Origin of the sequence: Domibacillus aminovorans, assembly GCF_001643235.1 — a bacterium.
Lineage (GTDB): Bacteria > Bacillota > Bacilli > Bacillales > Domibacillaceae > Domibacillus > Domibacillus aminovorans.
Map to the genome: position 1 here is coordinate 55,419 of NZ_LQWY01000003.1, position 17,807 is coordinate 73,225.

Consider the following 17,807-nt stretch of genomic DNA (forward strand, 5'->3'; position numbering starts at 1 on the left):
CTTCTATATATCCTGCTTTGATCACTTTATAATCATCATCCCAAGTTCTTGGAGTAACCGAACGACGTGGTTCAATCTGAAAAAGGACGGATTGTTTTATTTGTGAAAGCTACACATTAAAACGATGCTTGAATATGCTAGGTAATAATGTAAATTAATACTCGAACTTGAAAAGAGGTATATTATGATTCAACTATCGGGAAAGCCCTTTCAACGAAGTGATATGTGGCCGTCTGGTAGCATTGAAAGTATGATCATTCAACGGATGAATAAAGATACAGTCGTTTACTCGTATCGATCCATAGGTGAATTATTGTTTGAGCTTAAGTTACGAAAAAATATCATATTAAGTGCAAAAGCCATGAATCAAAGCAATGTGCGGTTTGAAGTATTTGCAAAGTCCCGTTGTAATCCTCGATACTGGCATTTGACGAGTACCGGCGGATTCCTGCTGCGGGATGGTGTAAAACCATCAGACGCGATTCAAGATATCTACAGGAACAGTTCACAATATGCGTTTGAATGTGCAACGGCAAAGGTCATTATCTATTACCATGCGGTCCTAAACCTTATAGGCGAATCCTTATTTAATCGATTATTTCAAAATATCTATTTATACAGCTGGCATGCTGATCCTGATCTCGGAATAACATCAAATTATACAGGCCATTTTTTGCCTGGAGATGTCGTATATTTTAAAAATCCGGACTTCGATCCGCAAACCCCTCAGTGGAGAGGAGAAAATGCCGTTATTCTAGGAGATGGTACGTATTTTGGACATGGGGTAGGAATAAAGACAGCTGAACAAATAATCCATGCTCTGAATCGAAGGAGAAAGCCGGGGACAAAGCAATCAGCCTATCTGACAAATTTAGTTACAAGACCATCTTTTAAACATTTGGCGAAACTTTCGATGTCACAAGGAGTTTATTTGAATCATAAATATCAACATATCGTCGTCCAACATAACGAAAGTTCGATTTCATTTGATCAATATGTGTTCTACTTGTAATCGCCAACCCGAAAGTGTTGGTTTAAAATAAAATTCGATTAAGGTGCTGCTGAAAACGATGATTTATCGATAAATAAAAGAACCTGTTTTTGAAAAAAAGATTGATCAAAAACAGGTTCTCAACGTATTTAAAAAGATTTCTTTTTATAAAAAAGTTTGATTATTTTCTGTGAAAGTTATTCAACGAAAGTACCTGTTAGATAAGTGGATTTAGAAAATCTATATATTTTTATTAAAGTGTTGGATGCCGGGGTCATAAAGTATGTATGATAGGCAAGGAGTGAATTGATGAGAACGATAAGAATTGCTTTATTACATTTAATCCCTATTGCTGGAGATATTAAATACAATCAAAACCTTATTGAAAAAGCAGTTAAGCATGCAGCAGAAAAAGAAGTAGATTGGGTTATAACACCAGAATTAGCTACTAGCGGATTACAGTTTACTCATATCATTGGAACTGATTGGATTAAACAACAACCCGATAAATGGATGACTAATTTTCATAACATTGTTGAGTCAATCAAAACAACTGTATTTCTTGGCTGTGCAGAAAAATCAAAACAAGATAATAAACTATACAATTCAGTTTTTGTGATTAATCAGAAAGGTGAATTAATAGGAAAACAAAAAAAGATTGCAAGGGTAGATAATTGGTCTACACCAGGTGAGTTCATTGAACCAATAGATTTGGGGTATATAAAAGTGGGTGTGCTGATATGTGCAGATGCCTATACAAAAAATATTGCGGAAACATTATTGACCAAAGGGGCAGAAATCCTAGTTGCTCCTTCATCTTGGGGACCAGGTTTACACGGACCGAACGGTGAGTGGGAACAAAGATCCATTGATACTGGATTGCCCATATTTGTGTGTAATCGTACTGGGGAAGATACGACTGTTTCCTTTTGGGAAGCTGAAAGCTTGGTTATTAAGAATGGTAAACGACTTCTTTCACATAAATCTGCACAATCTGCAATTTTAATTTTTGAATGGAATTTGGATGATATGAATTTAATTTCTTCTGATTTTGAAATTAATTATATTGATTGATTTTTTATTTAAATAAAATTCTTCAACAAACGGGTGGCAAGAGCAAAAAGATTCGAAAGGTCGTTCTCTTGCTTTATTTTGCTCAAAGGTATTCAGTAATCGGGTTAATAAGGTCATAGGGAAAATCAATTTGGATACATTATTTGATAAGGAATGATTCAATAATGAATTTAGTTGTAACCAAAGTAGGTAGAAACTTAAGACCAGATTCCACTAGGAAACTTTTCGTCTCTTTTTATCATCTCCAATTAATTGTACTAGAACCTTCGTAAGTGTATCACTGTTTGTGAAAATAAAAAGGCAAATAAAGCGAGTCATCGTCTAATTGATTGGACAGCATTTCCACCTCTTTCATATGTGGCGGAGCGTAATCATTAAACATAATATTACAAATCGTATATAATATGGATATAGTTAATAGAATATGAGGTGATGGGATTGCAATTACGATAACAGTTTGATATTCTGGTTCGATTATGAGAAGCATTCGGGGTGACCGTGGATTACTGGATTCCATACTACAAGTATATGCAGCAAAGGGAGGTCAAATAAAGATGTTTGATTACTTGGAACAGAGCCTAAATGTATACGGTCGAAATAAAACAGAGATTGCTATCCAGAAAACGATCAGGGATTATGTATCGCAGGAATTAGTACAACCATTGTTTTTAACGTTAGATGGCAGGATAAAATCCATTGTACAAGCTTTGAATGATAAAAACAGAGTAGAGTTAGCGATGGAGATCCTGCCGCACATTATAAGCTCAGTAAAACAGGTGGAGAAAGTTGGCCCGCAGGAGGTCATAATTGAAAACTACCCGACTTTCGTGCAAGAGGTTGCAGAATATGCTGATTATGTCATTCCTAAGTATTATCGGACGCATAAAGATGAATACCTGACAGGTAACTATCAGCGTGCCTGTATATCCTCATTGGTAGACGGTCTCGTGTATAGAGTGAATGCAAATATGAAGAGTCCATCGATATCGCCACAGCTTAAAGCCACTGAAAAGCAACAGAAATTCGTTGAAAACCTGATTAAAATAAATAAAATCAAACTCATAAAAAAGAGTACAGAACTTACCAGAGAAGAGGCGGGCGTGATCATTGCTGTCTTGCACCACAATGCCACAGGTGAAGAAGCGAATACATTATGTCAGAGTCTTATAAAGCCGTTATGATGACATTGGTACAACTTGAGCTTTTGTGATTTGGTGGAAATGATGGAGGAACGGGGCTTATCCGTTGCTCATATAACGATCATGCGTTGGGTTCATCAGTATGGTCCTGGATTAGACAAGCGAATCCGTCGTCATCTCAAGTAAACCAATGACTCTTGGAGAGTCGATGAAACATATATCAAAGTAAAAAGTCAATGGATGTACCTGTATCGTGTTGTCGATTCGAAAGGAAATACCATCGATTTTTACCTAAGCAACACAAGAAATCACAAGGCTGCAAAGCGGTTTTTAAAACTTTGCAGTCTTTTCATAATTCTGAGCCTCGTGTCGTGGCAGTCGATAGGAACCCGGCTTACCCTACAGCAGTTGAAGAATTGAGAAAAAAAGATGCCATTAGGCATCCAAATAAGACCAGTGAAATATCTCCATAACATAGTGGAAATAGAAGCTATGCATATGGTGAAAAAAGGCAACTTGTTTCACGGGATAAGTCTGTCCAAAATCAGGTGAAGTTCATCCATCAACTATTTAGAATTGTTGCTTAAGACCGAATTCCACTAGGAAAATATTCGCCTCTTTTTATCTTCCCTTTTATCATTCACATCTGTACTTGAACTTAGGCTCTGTCTGAATATAAAAAGCATTTCTTACTTGTGCACTCCAATTTGCAAAGGCTGATCTCCATTCAGGAGTGTTAAAGAATTGATCAACAGTTTGAGTTTCAGAATGCCAAACTATAAATAGGTTGAGTGGGGCAATTCCTCCCGCCCAAATTCCATTATTTGCGTCAGTATCTTCTTCCCTTACTAATAATAAGGGTAGACCAAATTGAAAAGCCATTGAAGGTTCTACTTGTGAATAAACGGATCCTTCCCAGAACGGAGTGGATGGTGGAAGGGGTCCTGTATTGACGCCAACTGTTTGAATTTTAAAACGACGAAGGTTTACTGCCAACATTCCATAGCTTGATGAAACTAACCGACGAATATCAGTTAAAATGGATTCGGGATAACTTTCGCTTAAAGGTAATGTACGCGGAAAAAGCAAAGCATTCTCAATCTCTAAAATTAGACGGTTTAGAAACCGTTGTTGGTTGTCATTTAAATGAGTTGTCGTACTTAAAAATATGGGAATACGATAAGCACGGTCAATACACTCTTGGTGTGCCGATTCTATTTTTGCTTTATCTTTACGTAAAGAGCTATGCTCATTATTACTCACTTTCTCACCTCCTTTTTTTATTAGTATATGGAAAAGGAATAAGTGAGTTTGGACATAACAGCTAGATTCCATAATATAGGGGCTTTATAAAACAAAAATGAATAATTTTGTCTAAATTTGAATAATTTTATAAAAAATTTATTTAATTTAACTGAAGCAGGAAATAAGTAATTTATCATTAGCTATCCAAAAAAAGCTTTTTGAATGAAGTCAATGTTGAGGGAAAAATATAACCCACAACAAGATTGTGGCTTGTGTAAAGCATGAATCAAGCCAAGGGAATATTCTTTTCTCGGCGATTTGCAATTTGAAATGATTTAAGACTCTTCGTGAAGTCCCACGCGTTCAGGTTTTTACAAATAATCATTCATCTAGATTTTCTTTAGCACAGAAGTATTACTTAAAGAATTTTCACAAAATTAAAACTATATTGAAATAAAAATTCCTTTTCTTTCTAATATAGTTACTGTTTTGAATTTAATCAGTACATGTTGATTAATAAGTGTTTCCCTGAAAAATACAATTGTATTCTGTTGGAGAATTTATTATTATAAGATAAGTAATTTATGTATTATATGACGAAGGAAGATAAAAAATCTTTCTAACTGTTAGGAATGTTTAATAAGAAGTGAAGAATGATTTTAGGAGGCAGCTTTTAAGATAGATTGAAAAAAGTGGCGCCCGCTTCATCATTTCGATACCGAATAGAGAGTGTATTAGCAACTTGCTTGAAATTGTGGCAATACTGTAAGAGGAGGAAATGAAGTGGCAAACAAAGAATTGAAGAGAGGCTTGGAAGCACGTCATATTCAGATGATTGCTTTGGGCGGTACAATTGGTGTTGGCTTGTTTATGGGTTCAGCCAGCACGATTAAATGGACGGGTCCATCCGTATTGCTTGCTTATGCAATCACAGGGATTTTTATATTTTTCATTATGCGAGCAATGGGAGAAATGTTATATTTAGAGCCAAGTACAGGTTCATTTGCGACATTTGGCCATAAGTACATCCATCCATTAGCAGGGTATATGACGGCGTGGAGTAACTGGTTCCAATGGGTTATCGTTGGGATGTCAGAAATTATAGCAGTTGGGGCATACATGCAGTATTGGTTCCCAGACCTGCCTGCTTGGATACCAGGTATCATTGCGATGGTAATTCTTGGTGCAGCGAACTTAATTTCTGTTAAATCATTTGGTGAATTTGAATTTTGGTTTGCGATGATTAAAATCGTTACAATTGTATTGATGATTATTGCAGGGTTTGGTCTGATTTTCTTCGGATTTGGTAATGGAGGAGACGCAATTGGATTATCTAATCTTTGGGAACATGGCGGCTTCTTTGCAGGTGGCTGGTCAGGATTTTTCTTTGCTCTATCACTAGTTATTGGGGCTTATCAAGGTGTCGAACTAATTGGGATTACAGCCGGTGAAGCAAAAGATCCTCAAAAAACATTAACTAAAGCGATTCAAAGTATTATTTGGCGTATTTTAATCTTCTATATTGGTGCGATTTTTGTCATTGTAACGGTTTACCCTTGGGATCAACTAGATTCCATTGGAAGCCCATTTGTAGCAACTTTCGCGAAAATTGGCATCACGGCTGCAGCAGGAATTATTAACTTTGTCGTCATCACAGCGGCAATGTCCGGCTGTAACAGTGGTATTTACAGTGCAGGACGTATGCTTTATACATTAGCAATGAATGGACAAGCACCAAAGTTTTTTGCGAAAATATCTCATAATGGTGTGCCTTTATTCAGTACGCTTGGTGTGCTGGTTGGTTTAGCAATGGGCGTTATTTTAAGTTATATTGCACCAGAAAATTTATTTGTGTATGTATACAGTGCAAGTGTACTTCCTGGTATGATTCCATGGTTTGTTATTCTGATTAGTCAAATTCAATTCAGAAAAATAAAGGGAGCTGAAATGGATAATCATCCATTCAAAATGCCTTTTGCACCGGTGACAAACTACTTAACAATCGCCTTTTTAATTATGGTTTTAATCGGTATGTGGTTTAATGATGACACACGTATGTCGCTTATTGTAGGAATTGTTTTCCTAGGTATCGTTGTCATTAGTTTTTACGCTTTTGGAATGGGCAAGCGTGTTCCAGTAGATGCTCAAACAGAGGATCAAGAGACTAACTGATAATTCACTTTGTTTAATGTTAGAGTAAGCAATAGCCAGTAAAAAAATCAATGAATAGGGACAGTTTTGACAAATGTCCCTATTTTATTTTTGAAAAACCGCACTTAGACACATCACGGTGAATCGTACCATAAGTAAATAAGGTAATAAACTGAACTATATTGCAAAATTAGGAATTCGGATAAATAGATACTGGAATGTTAGTTTTTGAATTAAAATGTTAAAGTTACATCTGCATCTTTAGTGAATTCTAAAAACGTGACTGCTACGCCAACTTTAATACGACCCACAAAAGCATTTTTTCTAATCCCATAACATTAATAATCATCTGACACCCAATCAATGTGCTCTCCATCTCTTGAGACATTCTACGTGATCTAGGATAGAATGATCCCTACTTTTATACTCATATTCTTTTTCCTTATTCAATAGCATTGAAACTGCAGAATAGTAATAGAAGACACTTTAATTCTTTTGTATTTGAAGTTATTTTATTGTTATGAGGCAGGATTTGCTACAATTGTGACTGTATCGTATTGACCTCTTTGTTATTCATTATTTTCTAATATTCCTTTTTTATGTATAAAAACTATCAAACTTCCCCATCCTGTGGAAAAGGGAGTGTGATCTGTATGGCAGTTTGGCGAAGCGGTGAGGATGATCCGCTTTCTCTTACGGCAGGTGGGAATACGAAGCCCCAAAGTAATGATAGTAGTCTATTTTCTCTTTCAGCGGCTGAAAATACGAAGCAACTTATCGATCTACTCGGTAAATCAGGAGATCTAAAAGAGCGGACCTTTTCATATGAAAAAGCGGAAGGCCGGCTTTTGTATTTTGAAACTATCGTAGATTCAGGACGGATTGAAGAAAGTATTCTTCGGCCTCTTTCGGAAACAGACATGCAAAATGTGGAAGAAGCACTGACGGTTCTGGAACGAGAGGAAATAGCGGATCCAGACAAAGCAATCGCCGCATTAATGCAAGGGAAAGTGCTTCTTTTCCTTGAAGGACGTTCGGTATGCATCGCGTGTGGCGTGGAAACATTTTTCTTACGCAGCATTATGGAGCCAGCGAATGAAAAAGTAATCCGCGGCTCCCATGATGGCTTCGTTGAGAACTTAAACACGAATATTGCCTTAATAAGAGAGCGTCTTAAAAGTCCAGGACTGATGATCGAGTATGTCCAACTTGGACAGAAAACAAATACGCGTGTCGCGATTATTTATGAAAAAGAAATCGCCAATCCAGAGCTTGTCGAGGAGCTAAAGCGGCGTGTGAACAGCATCGATATGGATATGATGTTTGATCCTGGGTTTTTGGAAGATATGGTCGAAGATTCAACGTTGTCTCCATTTCCGCAAGTGTTGAATACAGAACGTCCGGACCGGGCCATAGCAAATATAATGGATGGAAGAATTGCACTATTTGGAGATGGGAGTCCGACCTGCATCATCATGCCGGTGACTTTTTTTGCTCTGTATCAGTCTCCGGATGATTACAACGCCCGCACCATCCCCGGCTCCTTTTACCGGCTGCTCCGGTTTTTGTCCTTTTTAATCGCGATCCTGATGCCGGGTTTGTATATAGCCATCGTCGGCTTTCACCTTGAAGTGTTGCCAGCCGATCTAATCTTAACAATAAAAGGGGGCGTTCAGACCGTTCCGTTTCCGCCGATATTTGAAGTACTGGCCATGGAGACGGCTATTGAAATCATACGGGAAGCCGGTGTGAGACTTCCGACGCCAATCGGACAGACCATCGGGATCGTCGGCGGTCTCATCATCGGTGATGCCGTTGTCAGCGCAGGGTTTGCCTCACGTACAACCGTTATTGTGGTGGCGGTCACGGCCATTTCATCCTTTGTCGCGCCGTCAGCGGAAATGAGTACAGCTACTCGGCTTATTCGTTTCCCGTTAATGATCCTCGCTTCTTTATTTGGTTTTTACGGCCTTATGTTTGGAGTAGTGCTTATTGCTATGCACCTGTGTAAGCTTGAATCACTCGGCAGGCCTTATTTTGCGCCATTGGCTCCTTTTCGTCTGAAAGACATGCTAAGAGATACGTTTATAAAACAGCCTGCTTGGAAGAAGAAAACACGGCCGCTCGACAGTCATCCAATTAGAGAAGGCGCGGAGTTCGGTTCAAGAGAGTGGGTGAAAAAATGAAATCGCCCGCAACGATTTCGCCTGTTCAGCTGTTTTTCATTATCTTGCAAACACAAATAGGCATTGGCCTTATATCGATTCCTTACACGGTCCAAGAGGGAGCAGGAAAAGATGGATGGATTTCCATTTTGCTCGCTGGTCTTTTCGTACAAGGAGGCATTGCGGTGATCTGGCTGCTTTCGTCGCGTTTTCCAGGGCTCACCTTCTATGATTTTGCACCGCTTCTTGTCGGAAAAATCATCGGTACCGTGTTGACGATGATGTATATGCTTTTCTTTTTTGTCATGGTTTGCTATCAGCTGTCTGTTTTTCTTGCCATATCATCCAACTGGGCTTTTCCACGAACACCGCATGTCGTCTTTGCAGTGTTGACTGTCGCAGTGTCGGTTTACCTAGCAAAAGAAAATTTGAGGATCATTGGACGATTTCACATTCTAGCTTCTTTTTTACTCGTGTCTATTATATTCGTGCTCCTTCCCCTCATTCCACACTTCGAGATGCGATACTTGCTGCCATTCGCTTCAAATGGAGTGGAGGACATTATGAAAGGCGTGGGGAAAACATTTAATACGGCGTTTGCAGGATTCGAACTTTTACTTTGGTTGTACCCTTTTACGGAAGGATCAAAAACAGCTAAATGGAAAGCAGTTGCCGGGGCAAATGCGGCAACCAGCATCATCTATGCAATACTTGCTTTTGCTTCTTCTGCTATATTCAGTCCAGAAGAAATAAAAGTCGTTCCGGAGCCGGTTCTATATATAATAAAAGAAGCCGAACTGATTGTCGTTGAACGGATTGATCTTCTCTTTTTGACGGTATGGGCCGTGTTTGTTCTGACGACGATGATCAGTTATTTGTATGTGGCATCGACTGGACTGACGCACCTTTTAAAGGCGAAGGAGCACAAGAAATCGCTCTATGTATTGGCTGTTCTCGTTATTCCAGTGGCGATTGCCACTGAAAATCGGATGGAATTAATGAGAATCGGGGATAAAATCAATAGCGTATCCATCATTCTTCTTTTTGTCATCCCTGCCTTTCTGCTAATGGTTGCGTTGATCCGAAAGAAACGGGAGGAATCGGTGTGAAAAAATGGATTGGACTGGGGCTGTCCTGCCTGCTGTTGGCAGGCTGCTGGGATGAACGTCAGCTAAAAGAGAGAAGTATTATCTTTGGAGCAGCAATCGATGCGCCTTCAAAAGAAGAAATCGCGTTTACAGTTGCCATTCCAGAACCGGGCAACGAGCAAAAGCCGGCCTCTACAAAACAAGTCATATCAGCAACGGGACGAACGGTTCGAGAGAGTACACGTAAAATCGATCGTAAAGCAAGTGCCGTTGTGGAAATAGGGAAAATGCGTGTTTTACTCATTAGTAAAGAATCGATCCAGCATGACATTTATCCGCTGCTTGATGACCTCTATCGGAATGCTAGAAGCCCGCTGAATGCCAAAATTATCATTACGGAAGGGAAGGCTGAGCCTTTTTTTAGAAATGAAATAGAAGGAGAACCGCTGTACAGTACCTATTATCATACTCTGATTGAAAGCGCCGAAGACTCGACAATGGTGCCAAACACGAATCTACAGCGATTCGCTTCGCCGCTATTTGATAAAAGTGACGGCGAAGCGGCGATGGCCCCGCTCATCACGTTTAATAAAGAAGAGAAGATGGCGGAAGTAAAAGGAACAGCCCTTTTTAATGATCGGCGTATAGCGGGTGAATTATCTGTAGCAGAAACGACCGTTTTGCTTTTAATGAACGACGAAAAGGGGAAAGACGCTACACTAACATTCCCAATGGGCAAAGAAGAAAATATGACGATTCGGATTGAAAAAATGAAACGGAAAATGAAACTCCACATGCCGAAGGACGGACCAGCATCGGTTGATTTATCGTATCAATTGAGCTACCGTGTGACAGATTATCCGCCAGGTCACTTAGAGGAACAGAAAGTGGTGAAAAAAGTGAACAAAAAAATCTCAGACGAAATCAAACAGTCGATGGATAAAACGATGGATAAAATAAAAGAAGCCGAATCCGATATATTGGGCATCGGGCTCAGTATGTCGGCAAAGGATCCGGACCGGTTTAAACAATTAAAATGGGAAAACGCCTATCCGGAATTGAACGTCAAGATTCATGTGAAAGCAGAGATCATCGAAAGCGGAATTACGTTCTAATGCCTAGTGCGGTGAAGAACCAAGCGATCAAAGATATCAAAAGTGCATTTGATTCCAATGTGTATCCGATGTTTGAAATTGTTTCATGACAGAGGTCTCCGATCACCGATCATTTAATAAAAAGTGGAGAAGAAATAGGCTTGATGAAACAGGCAAACACCACGCTAAGTGGTGTTTGCAGGGTCAGTATTTAGTTTAAATAATTAATGTTCTCTTAAAGCAGCTAAAGGAACATTTTGTTCGTTCTGCGGTTCATCAAGAGGATAAATTCTAGCCGTTTCGTTGCTTTCTTCCACATGTTGAATATAGATGGGTACTTCATTGAAAGTGACATTAGCCATCACTGGTGAAGCAGCAATTTCTTGCGCTCGTTGTTTATTCATGATCATGACCTCCTTTCGATTTGTAACAGTAATAATGTTTACTGAAAAGCTTTAATTATTCTTAATAATAAATATTAAGCTTCAGTTGTGTTGAGGTTCAATTTACGGGTGGAAAAGGGTGGAATTATGCCGTGGATAGGGCGTGGTATTGAAGAAATAACAGATAGATCAATATCTTAATTAACAATGTGAAAAATTCAAAATGTTGAAAAGGTGGAAGTGCAACCAGTGTTTGAAATCATACCGAAATACACAGTTACATGCCATCGCTGTAACGGATCGGGCAAGCGAATAAGTCCGAAAACAGGCCACCCGATTAATTGTGAACTCCGTGTAAACAGTACGACAAAAAGCAACTATTTCAGGATAAGGATAGTTGCTCGAAATGGGGTAGGGCTTCTAAATAGGAGGGAGAAAGGGCTCCTATTTGTTTTTAGTTTAGGCCAAATAATCAAATTTGTATCCAGTAGACACAAAACGTGTAGCAAGTAATATAAAAAAGTGCATTCCTCTTTAGTTAATCGAGAGACGTTGTTATTAATATAATGGTTGTTGGTTCTGACAAGGAGGAAACTCATTTATATCTTGGATCATACGATAATCGTATTGTTTTAGTGCAAATTGAGATTGATACAAATATTCAATAACAAAAACTTTTCCTCCAGACGCATTGCATAAAATACCTGAAGTTCCTTGACCGTTAGATAATGAGATTCCTACTGGTTGACCAATTAAGTACCTAATTTTATGTTGCCACGGCATATTGATCCCTCCTTTAAATACATCTTATGACTCCAATAAATTTGGGTTCTTGTAAAGGTTCAATGGGTTAAAAAGTATGTCACATTTCGTTGAAGCTACGTTTAAAGAGAGGTCGATAGGAATGGAATTTTTAATACAAACAATTCGCATTACAAGAGCGGAAAAGAGAGTGGATATAGTCGGTATGGTAACAGTTTTTTAACGGAATGTTTAAAAATTGATGAGGGGGAGCAGGAGTGTATTTTGCAATAAAAAATAGCCAGGTTAATACCTGACTGTAAAAGAGTTAGAAATTGACCAGTAGGGTTTGGGGTGTGACGAAAAACCGTCGTACAAAAACAGTATGTCCATTCCAGAAAAGTTTATACAAAAAAAGCCGAAGAAAGTCCCCGGCTACAAACATTGGAAAGATCTTATTCATGAAAAAGTATCACGCAATAACAGTTTAACCATTGAAGACTACGCAAAAACGGAAAATTTAATCAACAGTAGACACACACTATGTAGTAAAAATTGATTTGAATGGGGTGCCAGATGAAAGAAAAGAAGGGCCCAAATAGCCCTTCTGCAAGTAGGAAAGTTTTTATGCTTTTGGAACATCGATCCATTTAATTATTTTCGCTGGATTTCCACCTATGACTACATTATCAGGGACATCTTTTGTCACGATTGCACCTGAAGCAATAACGACATTATTTCCTATTGTTATTCCAGGATTGATGACAGCTCTTCCGCCAATCCAAACATTATTACCGATGGTTACTGGCTTGCCATATTCGGCACCCGAAATTCTTTCAAATGGATTTAATGGATGAGTAGCAGTATAAATATGTACGCCTGGAGCAATGAAGCAGTTATCGCCAATTCTGATTTCACATACATCCAAAAATACACTATCAAAATTGGCGTAAAAATTTTCTCCAACATGGATGTTATAACCATAATCACAACGTAGGATAGGCTCAATGTGTATATTTTCTCCAGTAGAGCCAAAGAGTTCTTTTAATAGGGTTATACGTTTGTTGTTCTCAGTTTCTAACGTCTGGTTAAATAATCTTGTTAACCGGCGGGCATTTTCCCGCTCATTCATTAGTTCAGGATCGGCTGAAAGATATAATTTACCATCCAACATTTTTTCTTTTTCAGTTCTCAATTCTCTTCCCCTTTACTACTTAGTTTTAATCACACGTTCGGAATTATTGTAGCTAAACGGAGAGAAAAAAGGAAGTTGCTTAATGAACAGTACGACAAAAAGCAACTATTCCAGGATAAGAATAGTTGCCCGAAAGTGATAAAAATAAGGCTTCTAAATAGGAGGGAGCAAGAGACTCCTATCTGTTTTCAGTATACGCAGTAACGATTCAAACTGTGAAAATTCAATCAGTTAAATGAACAATCCATCGATATTACAGCACAAAAAAAGCCAGGTTGCCCTGACTAAAACGAGTGGAAGGAACTTAATTATGAGAAAACTTAACACAATAACAGTTTAACCAATACAAAGAAATATATACAAAAAAGCCAGGAAAAGTCCCGTACAGTGATGACGTTATTGTTTGATAAAATACTATCGACGCAAAAAAGCGCAGTGAAAAGAAGGTTTAAAAGTCGATACAGTCATGAAAAAGAAGAAGCCCTTATTTCAAGGACTCACGCTTTGAATTTTCCCATCTATAAATTGCATAGGGAGTACTTAGCTTACTTTGAATGTAACTTTGAGGGTTAGAAGTTGTAATATATCCATCTTCAATCTGTTGGGCAATAGCCATATTGTACATGTGTGCAACTCGGCACAAGCCATCAATCATGTCATAAAGTTCATGGGCAGCTTTTCGTTGAATAGTTGACCAAGCCTGAATTTCGGCTAATTTTTTCCTTACATTTTCAAGTGTTTCTAAGTCGAATTTTTCTTCAAGCATTTTTCATCTTCCTCTCTGTGATTTAATAAACAATCTTATTATTGAGGAAGCTTAATTATTACAAAAAGTTAATTAAGATTATATTGATATTACAGCATAAAAAGCCGGGTTGCCCCGACTTTAAAAACCGGAAACTAAAGTAGAAAAATGTTCCGGAAAATAATATTATTTCCATTTTAATTAAAGATTAACTAAAAAACCGAGGGGAGCCAAGCCCCCCGGCCGGGAAGAGTGAAACTGTCATATGCAAGAGGGAACTCTCGTGTAGTAACAGTTTAACCATCCGAGAGGAATTTATGTATGACACTCGAAATTATATTCAGTAGACCCATAAGGAGAAGCAAAATGAAAGCCTATGTACTAAAAGAAAAAACAGGCAGATACCGTTGCCATAACGTTTATGTGAAAGATGAAAGTTACCACAGAAACATTGTAAATGCTTCTATGAAAGGTCATCTGGATCGACTGAAAAAACTGGGTATGTTACGTGGGAAGAAGGAAAATCGCGGATGTTGAGAGTGATTTAACAGAGCGCATTTTAAAAAGCTTTAAAATGGTTCGTGGGTGAAAATGCGGATATTCCCCCAAATACCCACGAAACATCCCATAAAAGCAAAATGTTATGACGTAAAGTGAAAAACGGCAGCAGTCCGAAAGAAATGCGGGACTAGCTGATCAAACGCATCGGTATGACGCAGGGACGGGCTAAAATCATTGCTCGTGATCAGATCGGATCCATTCATGGACAGTTGATAGGTCATCGTCACAAGGGAATGGGGATCAGAAAGTTTAAATGGAGCACCTCACAGGACGAGCGGGTCCGAGAAGCTTGGATGGGGCAACTTTCGAGTATGCCAAGTCGCCTGCTGTTGGCTGGCCTGGTACTGATTATAATTGCCGTTGCACGGATAACCCTGTTTTTGAGGATGATTGAAGACGACTAACTGCCTTAGGTAAAATGATTCTGACAGTCGTTCCTTTACCAAGTTGACTGTTAATTTCTATCGTACCGTTGTGGTTTTCTATAATCCGTTTGCACATCATAAGTCCTAATCCTGTCCCTTTTTCTTTTGTTGTATAAAAAGGTTCAAACAGTCTTTTTTGTCTCTCTGGTGAAATCCCGCTCCCTTGATCAGTAATTTTTATTAAGAGGCTATCTTTGTTTACATTTTTAAGCGAAACCACTATTTTTTGAGTAGACTCGGTAGTTGCTTCAAGAGCATTTTGTATCAGGTTCATTAGAACTTGTGTTAAATGATTGGGGTCACAATGAGCAGTGATTATAGAATCAGAATTAATAAATTCGATAAGGTTTAGCCCTTTTAGACTTGCTTGGGGTTTCATAAATTCTATAACACGAGAGACCAAAGCTTTAATGTCTGTATTTCTAAATTCCATGCTTTCTTTAGGTTTAGATATACACATAAATTCATTGACGATGGTACTAATTCGGTTTAATTCATTAAGCATTATCTCAAGGTACTTATCTGTTGCTTCGTCAATTGAACTTTCTTTAATTATCTGGGCAAACCCTATTATAGATGTTAAAGGATTTCGAATTTCATGGGCAACTCCAGCCGCTAATTCCCCAATTAATGAAAGTTTTTCTAGTTCTTGGATCTTCATGGAATTCTTCCGATACTCTGTAATGTCGATAGCTATACTATTTACTTCAATAATTTTTGAATTGATAATTACTGGAGTTAATGAAGCAAGGTAATGGAATCCATTTATGTATCCTTCATAGTTAACAGGAACACCATTCCAGGCCAGTTCATAAAATTTATGTTTTTGATTTGCCTGATTTTCAGGTAAGAATTCATGCAAAGATTTACCGATAATATGAGAAGGGGAAAGTCCTAGTTTTTCTAGAAACTCACCTTCAATGAACGTATGGATAAAATCGTTATCTTTCTTTATAAATTTAAATACAAACCTATTTGGTCCTGGGATAAGATTTTTATAATCAATTTTATTATTGTTAATATTCTGATTGTTTTCCTTGTAGCTATAATCCATAGGTCACATCCTTTGTTTATTTTAATGGCTGATAAATTCAATTCGTCATAATCGATAACATCCCTTTAAATTATAAAGTAATTTTTGCTATTTTTCCTCACATGATTAAATTTAATATTGGAAAATGTTGAAAGACCGAAAATAGGTCTTTTTTATTGCCTGGAAGGGGGTGAGAAAATTGTGAAGGTACAGCGATACGACCGCATGTTGATTACAGATTCTATGTTCCAAAAGGATTCTGCTGGCTTTTAACTGTTACCGCTTCTATGACTAGGCCGGGATTTTTCCTGATCAACGTGGTGATGGACCGTGCAAATGGAAGCAAAGTTGCCAGATGATGTATTCAGTGATTTGGCGATTCACAAGATTGATAACAAAATGATCATATTTTTAATATTTAAAGATATTATATGATATATCCATACTTCAAAAAACTCATGGAAGATGAGTGTTAATACACCGGAAATATGATATAGTAACATTCGATATAATGCACATACGATTTTAACGAAGTGAAATGAAGGCATTCATTTGAATATTGGTGAATGCTCTTTTAAATCGTAATAATTATTATTTGCAAATCGGAATGATTACTATATAATAGATGATACATCATATTTGGAGGGGTTTATTGTGAAAAAATGGGCAGTTATTGCCGCCGCCCTGTCATTAGCACTAGCGGCATGCAGCAATGAAGAAGATAAGGAAGCAACATCAACAGAAGAAAATGAAGCCAGCCGATTGACTGTTTATACAACTATTTACCCGCTTGAATATTTTGCTGAGCGGATTGGCGGCGATACGGTGAACGTGGAAAGTATTATGCCGGCAGGTGCAGATGAACATACGTACGAACCGACAACAAAAACAATACTAGAGCTGGCTGAAGCCGATTTGTTTTTATACAACGGCTTGAACCTTGAGCCATTCGCAGAAAAAGCGGAAGAAACGCTGGCAGGAGAAGATGTCAAGATCGTGAATGTTGGTGAGCATGTCAATGTGGAAGTGGACAGCCATGAGAGTCATTCACATGAAGATGAAACAGCTCATGAAGAAGGAACAGAAGACGGTCACGCGCATGAAGGTGAAACAACAGAAGGTGGCCATGATCATGAACACGGCGGTGTTGACCCGCACATATGGATTGATCCGATGTTGGCGATTGAAATAGCAAGCGTTGTGAAAGATGAACTTGTAACGTTAAATCCTGATGGGAAAGGGACGTATAATGAAAATTTTAAATCGCTAAAAACAGATCTTGAATCGCTGGATGAACAATTTCACACGATGACGGACGCCGCAGAACAAAAAGAAATTCTTGTGTCTCACGCAGCTTACGGCTATTGGGAAGAATCATATGGCATTGAACAACTTAGCATAGCTGGTCTTTCATCAACGGAGGAACCGTCACAAAAAGAATTGAAAGAAATTGCTGATACAGCAACAAAGCATAACATTAAATACGTTATCTTTGAACAAAATATTACACCGAAAGTAGCAAAAGTCATTCAAAACGAAATTGGTGCTGACTCACTCCGCCTTCATAATCTGTCAACTTTAACAGAAGAAGACATTGAAAATGGCGAGGATTATTTCTCTATTATGGAGAAAAATATTGAAACGTTGAAAACAGCCTTGGCGAAATGATAAAAAGCTGCTTCCCAAACAGGAAGCGGCTTTTTTGGAGAATGAACTGATAGGGGCTGAAGCGATCATGAACTGAAGGGTGAGATTTTGACGGTCAAATACTGGACTG

General features: G+C 38.2%; 15 protein-coding genes and 2 pseudogenes. 10 read left to right on the forward strand and 7 right to left on the reverse strand.

Going from position 1 to position 17,807, the window contains the following annotated elements:
- Positions 1 to 184 precede the first annotated feature (184 nt).
- From AWH49_RS01490 to AWH49_RS18865, 4 genes and pseudogenes are all read left to right on the forward strand, one after another.
- Positions 185 to 1,012 carry a protein-glutamine gamma-glutamyltransferase gene (locus AWH49_RS01490; protein WP_063964436.1) on the forward strand — a complete coding sequence of 276 codons (828 nt, stop codon included), beginning with the start codon at positions 185 to 187 and terminating at the stop codon, positions 1,010 to 1,012.
- 288 nt (positions 1,013 to 1,300) lie between these two features.
- A complete protein-coding gene (locus tag AWH49_RS01495; protein ID WP_063964437.1) occupies positions 1,301 to 2,065 on the forward strand; it encodes a carbon-nitrogen hydrolase family protein in 765 nt (254 codons plus the stop codon).
- A gap of 554 nt (positions 2,066 to 2,619) precedes the next feature.
- Positions 2,620 to 3,246, forward strand: coding sequence for a hypothetical protein (locus AWH49_RS01500; RefSeq protein WP_063964438.1), 627 nt, complete (start codon positions 2,620 to 2,622; stop codon positions 3,244 to 3,246).
- 9 nt (positions 3,247 to 3,255) lie between these two features.
- Positions 3,256 to 3,791, forward strand: a pseudogene (locus AWH49_RS18865) (IS6 family transposase); the annotation flags it as partial.
- Between the two features lie 49 nt (positions 3,792 to 3,840).
- Here the strand turns inward: AWH49_RS18865 and AWH49_RS01505 are convergent.
- Complete coding sequence (locus tag AWH49_RS01505; RefSeq protein ID WP_063964439.1) at positions 3,841 to 4,467, reverse strand: hypothetical protein; 627 nt, start codon at positions 4,465 to 4,467, stop codon at positions 3,841 to 3,843.
- 765 nt (positions 4,468 to 5,232) lie between these two features.
- On the opposite strand from AWH49_RS01505, the gene AWH49_RS01510 reads away from it, so the two are divergent.
- The gene (locus tag AWH49_RS01510) at positions 5,233 to 6,621 is read left to right on the forward strand and encodes an amino acid permease (RefSeq protein WP_063964440.1); all 1,389 of its coding nucleotides are present in this window, start codon (positions 5,233 to 5,235) and stop codon (positions 6,619 to 6,621) included.
- Positions 6,622 to 6,833: 212 nt separating this feature from the next.
- On the opposite strand, the pseudogene AWH49_RS20590 reads toward AWH49_RS01510, so the two are convergent.
- Positions 6,834 to 6,988 (reverse strand): annotated as a pseudogene (locus AWH49_RS20590) (DsrE/DsrF/DrsH-like family protein); the annotation flags it as partial.
- Between the two features lie 265 nt (positions 6,989 to 7,253).
- On the opposite strand from AWH49_RS20590, the gene AWH49_RS01515 reads away from it, so the two are divergent.
- The 3 genes from AWH49_RS01515 to AWH49_RS01525 are packed head-to-tail and all read left to right on the forward strand — an operon-like array spanning position 7,254 to position 10,968.
- Positions 7,254 to 8,786 carry a spore germination protein gene (locus AWH49_RS01515; protein WP_063964441.1) on the forward strand — a complete coding sequence of 511 codons (1,533 nt, stop codon included), beginning with the start codon at positions 7,254 to 7,256 and terminating at the stop codon, positions 8,784 to 8,786.
- Positions 8,783 to 9,874, forward strand: a complete 1,092-nt coding sequence (locus tag AWH49_RS01520; RefSeq protein ID WP_169815961.1) for a GerAB/ArcD/ProY family transporter — start codon at positions 8,783 to 8,785, stop codon at positions 9,872 to 9,874. The genes AWH49_RS01515 and AWH49_RS01520 overlap by 4 nt, the downstream gene beginning before the upstream one ends.
- Positions 9,871 to 10,968: a Ger(x)C family spore germination protein gene (locus AWH49_RS01525; protein WP_063964443.1), complete on the forward strand. Its 1,098-nt coding sequence runs from the start codon at positions 9,871 to 9,873 to the stop codon at positions 10,966 to 10,968. The genes AWH49_RS01520 and AWH49_RS01525 overlap by 4 nt, the downstream gene beginning before the upstream one ends.
- Positions 10,969 to 11,171: 203 nt before the next feature.
- On the opposite strand, the gene AWH49_RS01530 is transcribed toward AWH49_RS01525, so the two are convergent.
- From AWH49_RS01530 to AWH49_RS01545, 4 genes are all read right to left on the reverse strand, one after another.
- On the reverse strand, positions 11,172 to 11,351 hold the full coding sequence (locus tag AWH49_RS01530; RefSeq protein WP_063964444.1) for a small acid-soluble spore protein H: 180 nt from the start codon (positions 11,349 to 11,351) through the stop codon (positions 11,172 to 11,174).
- Between the two features lie 537 nt (positions 11,352 to 11,888).
- Positions 11,889 to 12,113 carry a hypothetical protein gene (locus tag AWH49_RS01535; protein ID WP_018392861.1) on the reverse strand — a complete coding sequence of 75 codons (225 nt, stop codon included), beginning with the start codon at positions 12,111 to 12,113 and terminating at the stop codon, positions 11,889 to 11,891.
- A gap of 583 nt (positions 12,114 to 12,696) precedes the next feature.
- Positions 12,697 to 13,266, reverse strand: a complete 570-nt coding sequence (locus AWH49_RS01540; protein ID WP_157723654.1) for a maltose acetyltransferase domain-containing protein — start codon at positions 13,264 to 13,266, stop codon at positions 12,697 to 12,699.
- A gap of 484 nt (positions 13,267 to 13,750) precedes the next feature.
- Entirely contained in the window at positions 13,751 to 14,032 is a 282-nt protein-coding gene (locus AWH49_RS01545) for a hypothetical protein (protein ID WP_034284810.1), read from the reverse strand.
- A 345-nt stretch (positions 14,033 to 14,377) separates the two neighbouring features.
- Between AWH49_RS01545 and AWH49_RS19830 the strand changes: the two genes are divergently transcribed.
- Complete coding sequence (locus tag AWH49_RS19830; RefSeq protein ID WP_157723655.1) at positions 14,378 to 14,548, forward strand: hypothetical protein; 171 nt, start codon at positions 14,378 to 14,380, stop codon at positions 14,546 to 14,548.
- A gap of 372 nt (positions 14,549 to 14,920) precedes the next feature.
- Here the strand turns inward: AWH49_RS19830 and AWH49_RS01550 are convergent, their stop codons facing one another.
- Positions 14,921 to 16,051: an ATP-binding protein gene (locus AWH49_RS01550; protein ID WP_051927720.1), complete on the reverse strand. Its 1,131-nt coding sequence runs from the start codon at positions 16,049 to 16,051 to the stop codon at positions 14,921 to 14,923.
- A gap of 633 nt (positions 16,052 to 16,684) precedes the next feature.
- Here AWH49_RS01550 and AWH49_RS01555 point away from each other — a divergent pair.
- Positions 16,685 to 17,698, forward strand: coding sequence for a metal ABC transporter solute-binding protein, Zn/Mn family (locus AWH49_RS01555; RefSeq protein WP_063964445.1), 1,014 nt, complete (start codon positions 16,685 to 16,687; stop codon positions 17,696 to 17,698).
- The last annotated feature ends 109 nt before the right edge of the window (positions 17,699 to 17,807 follow it).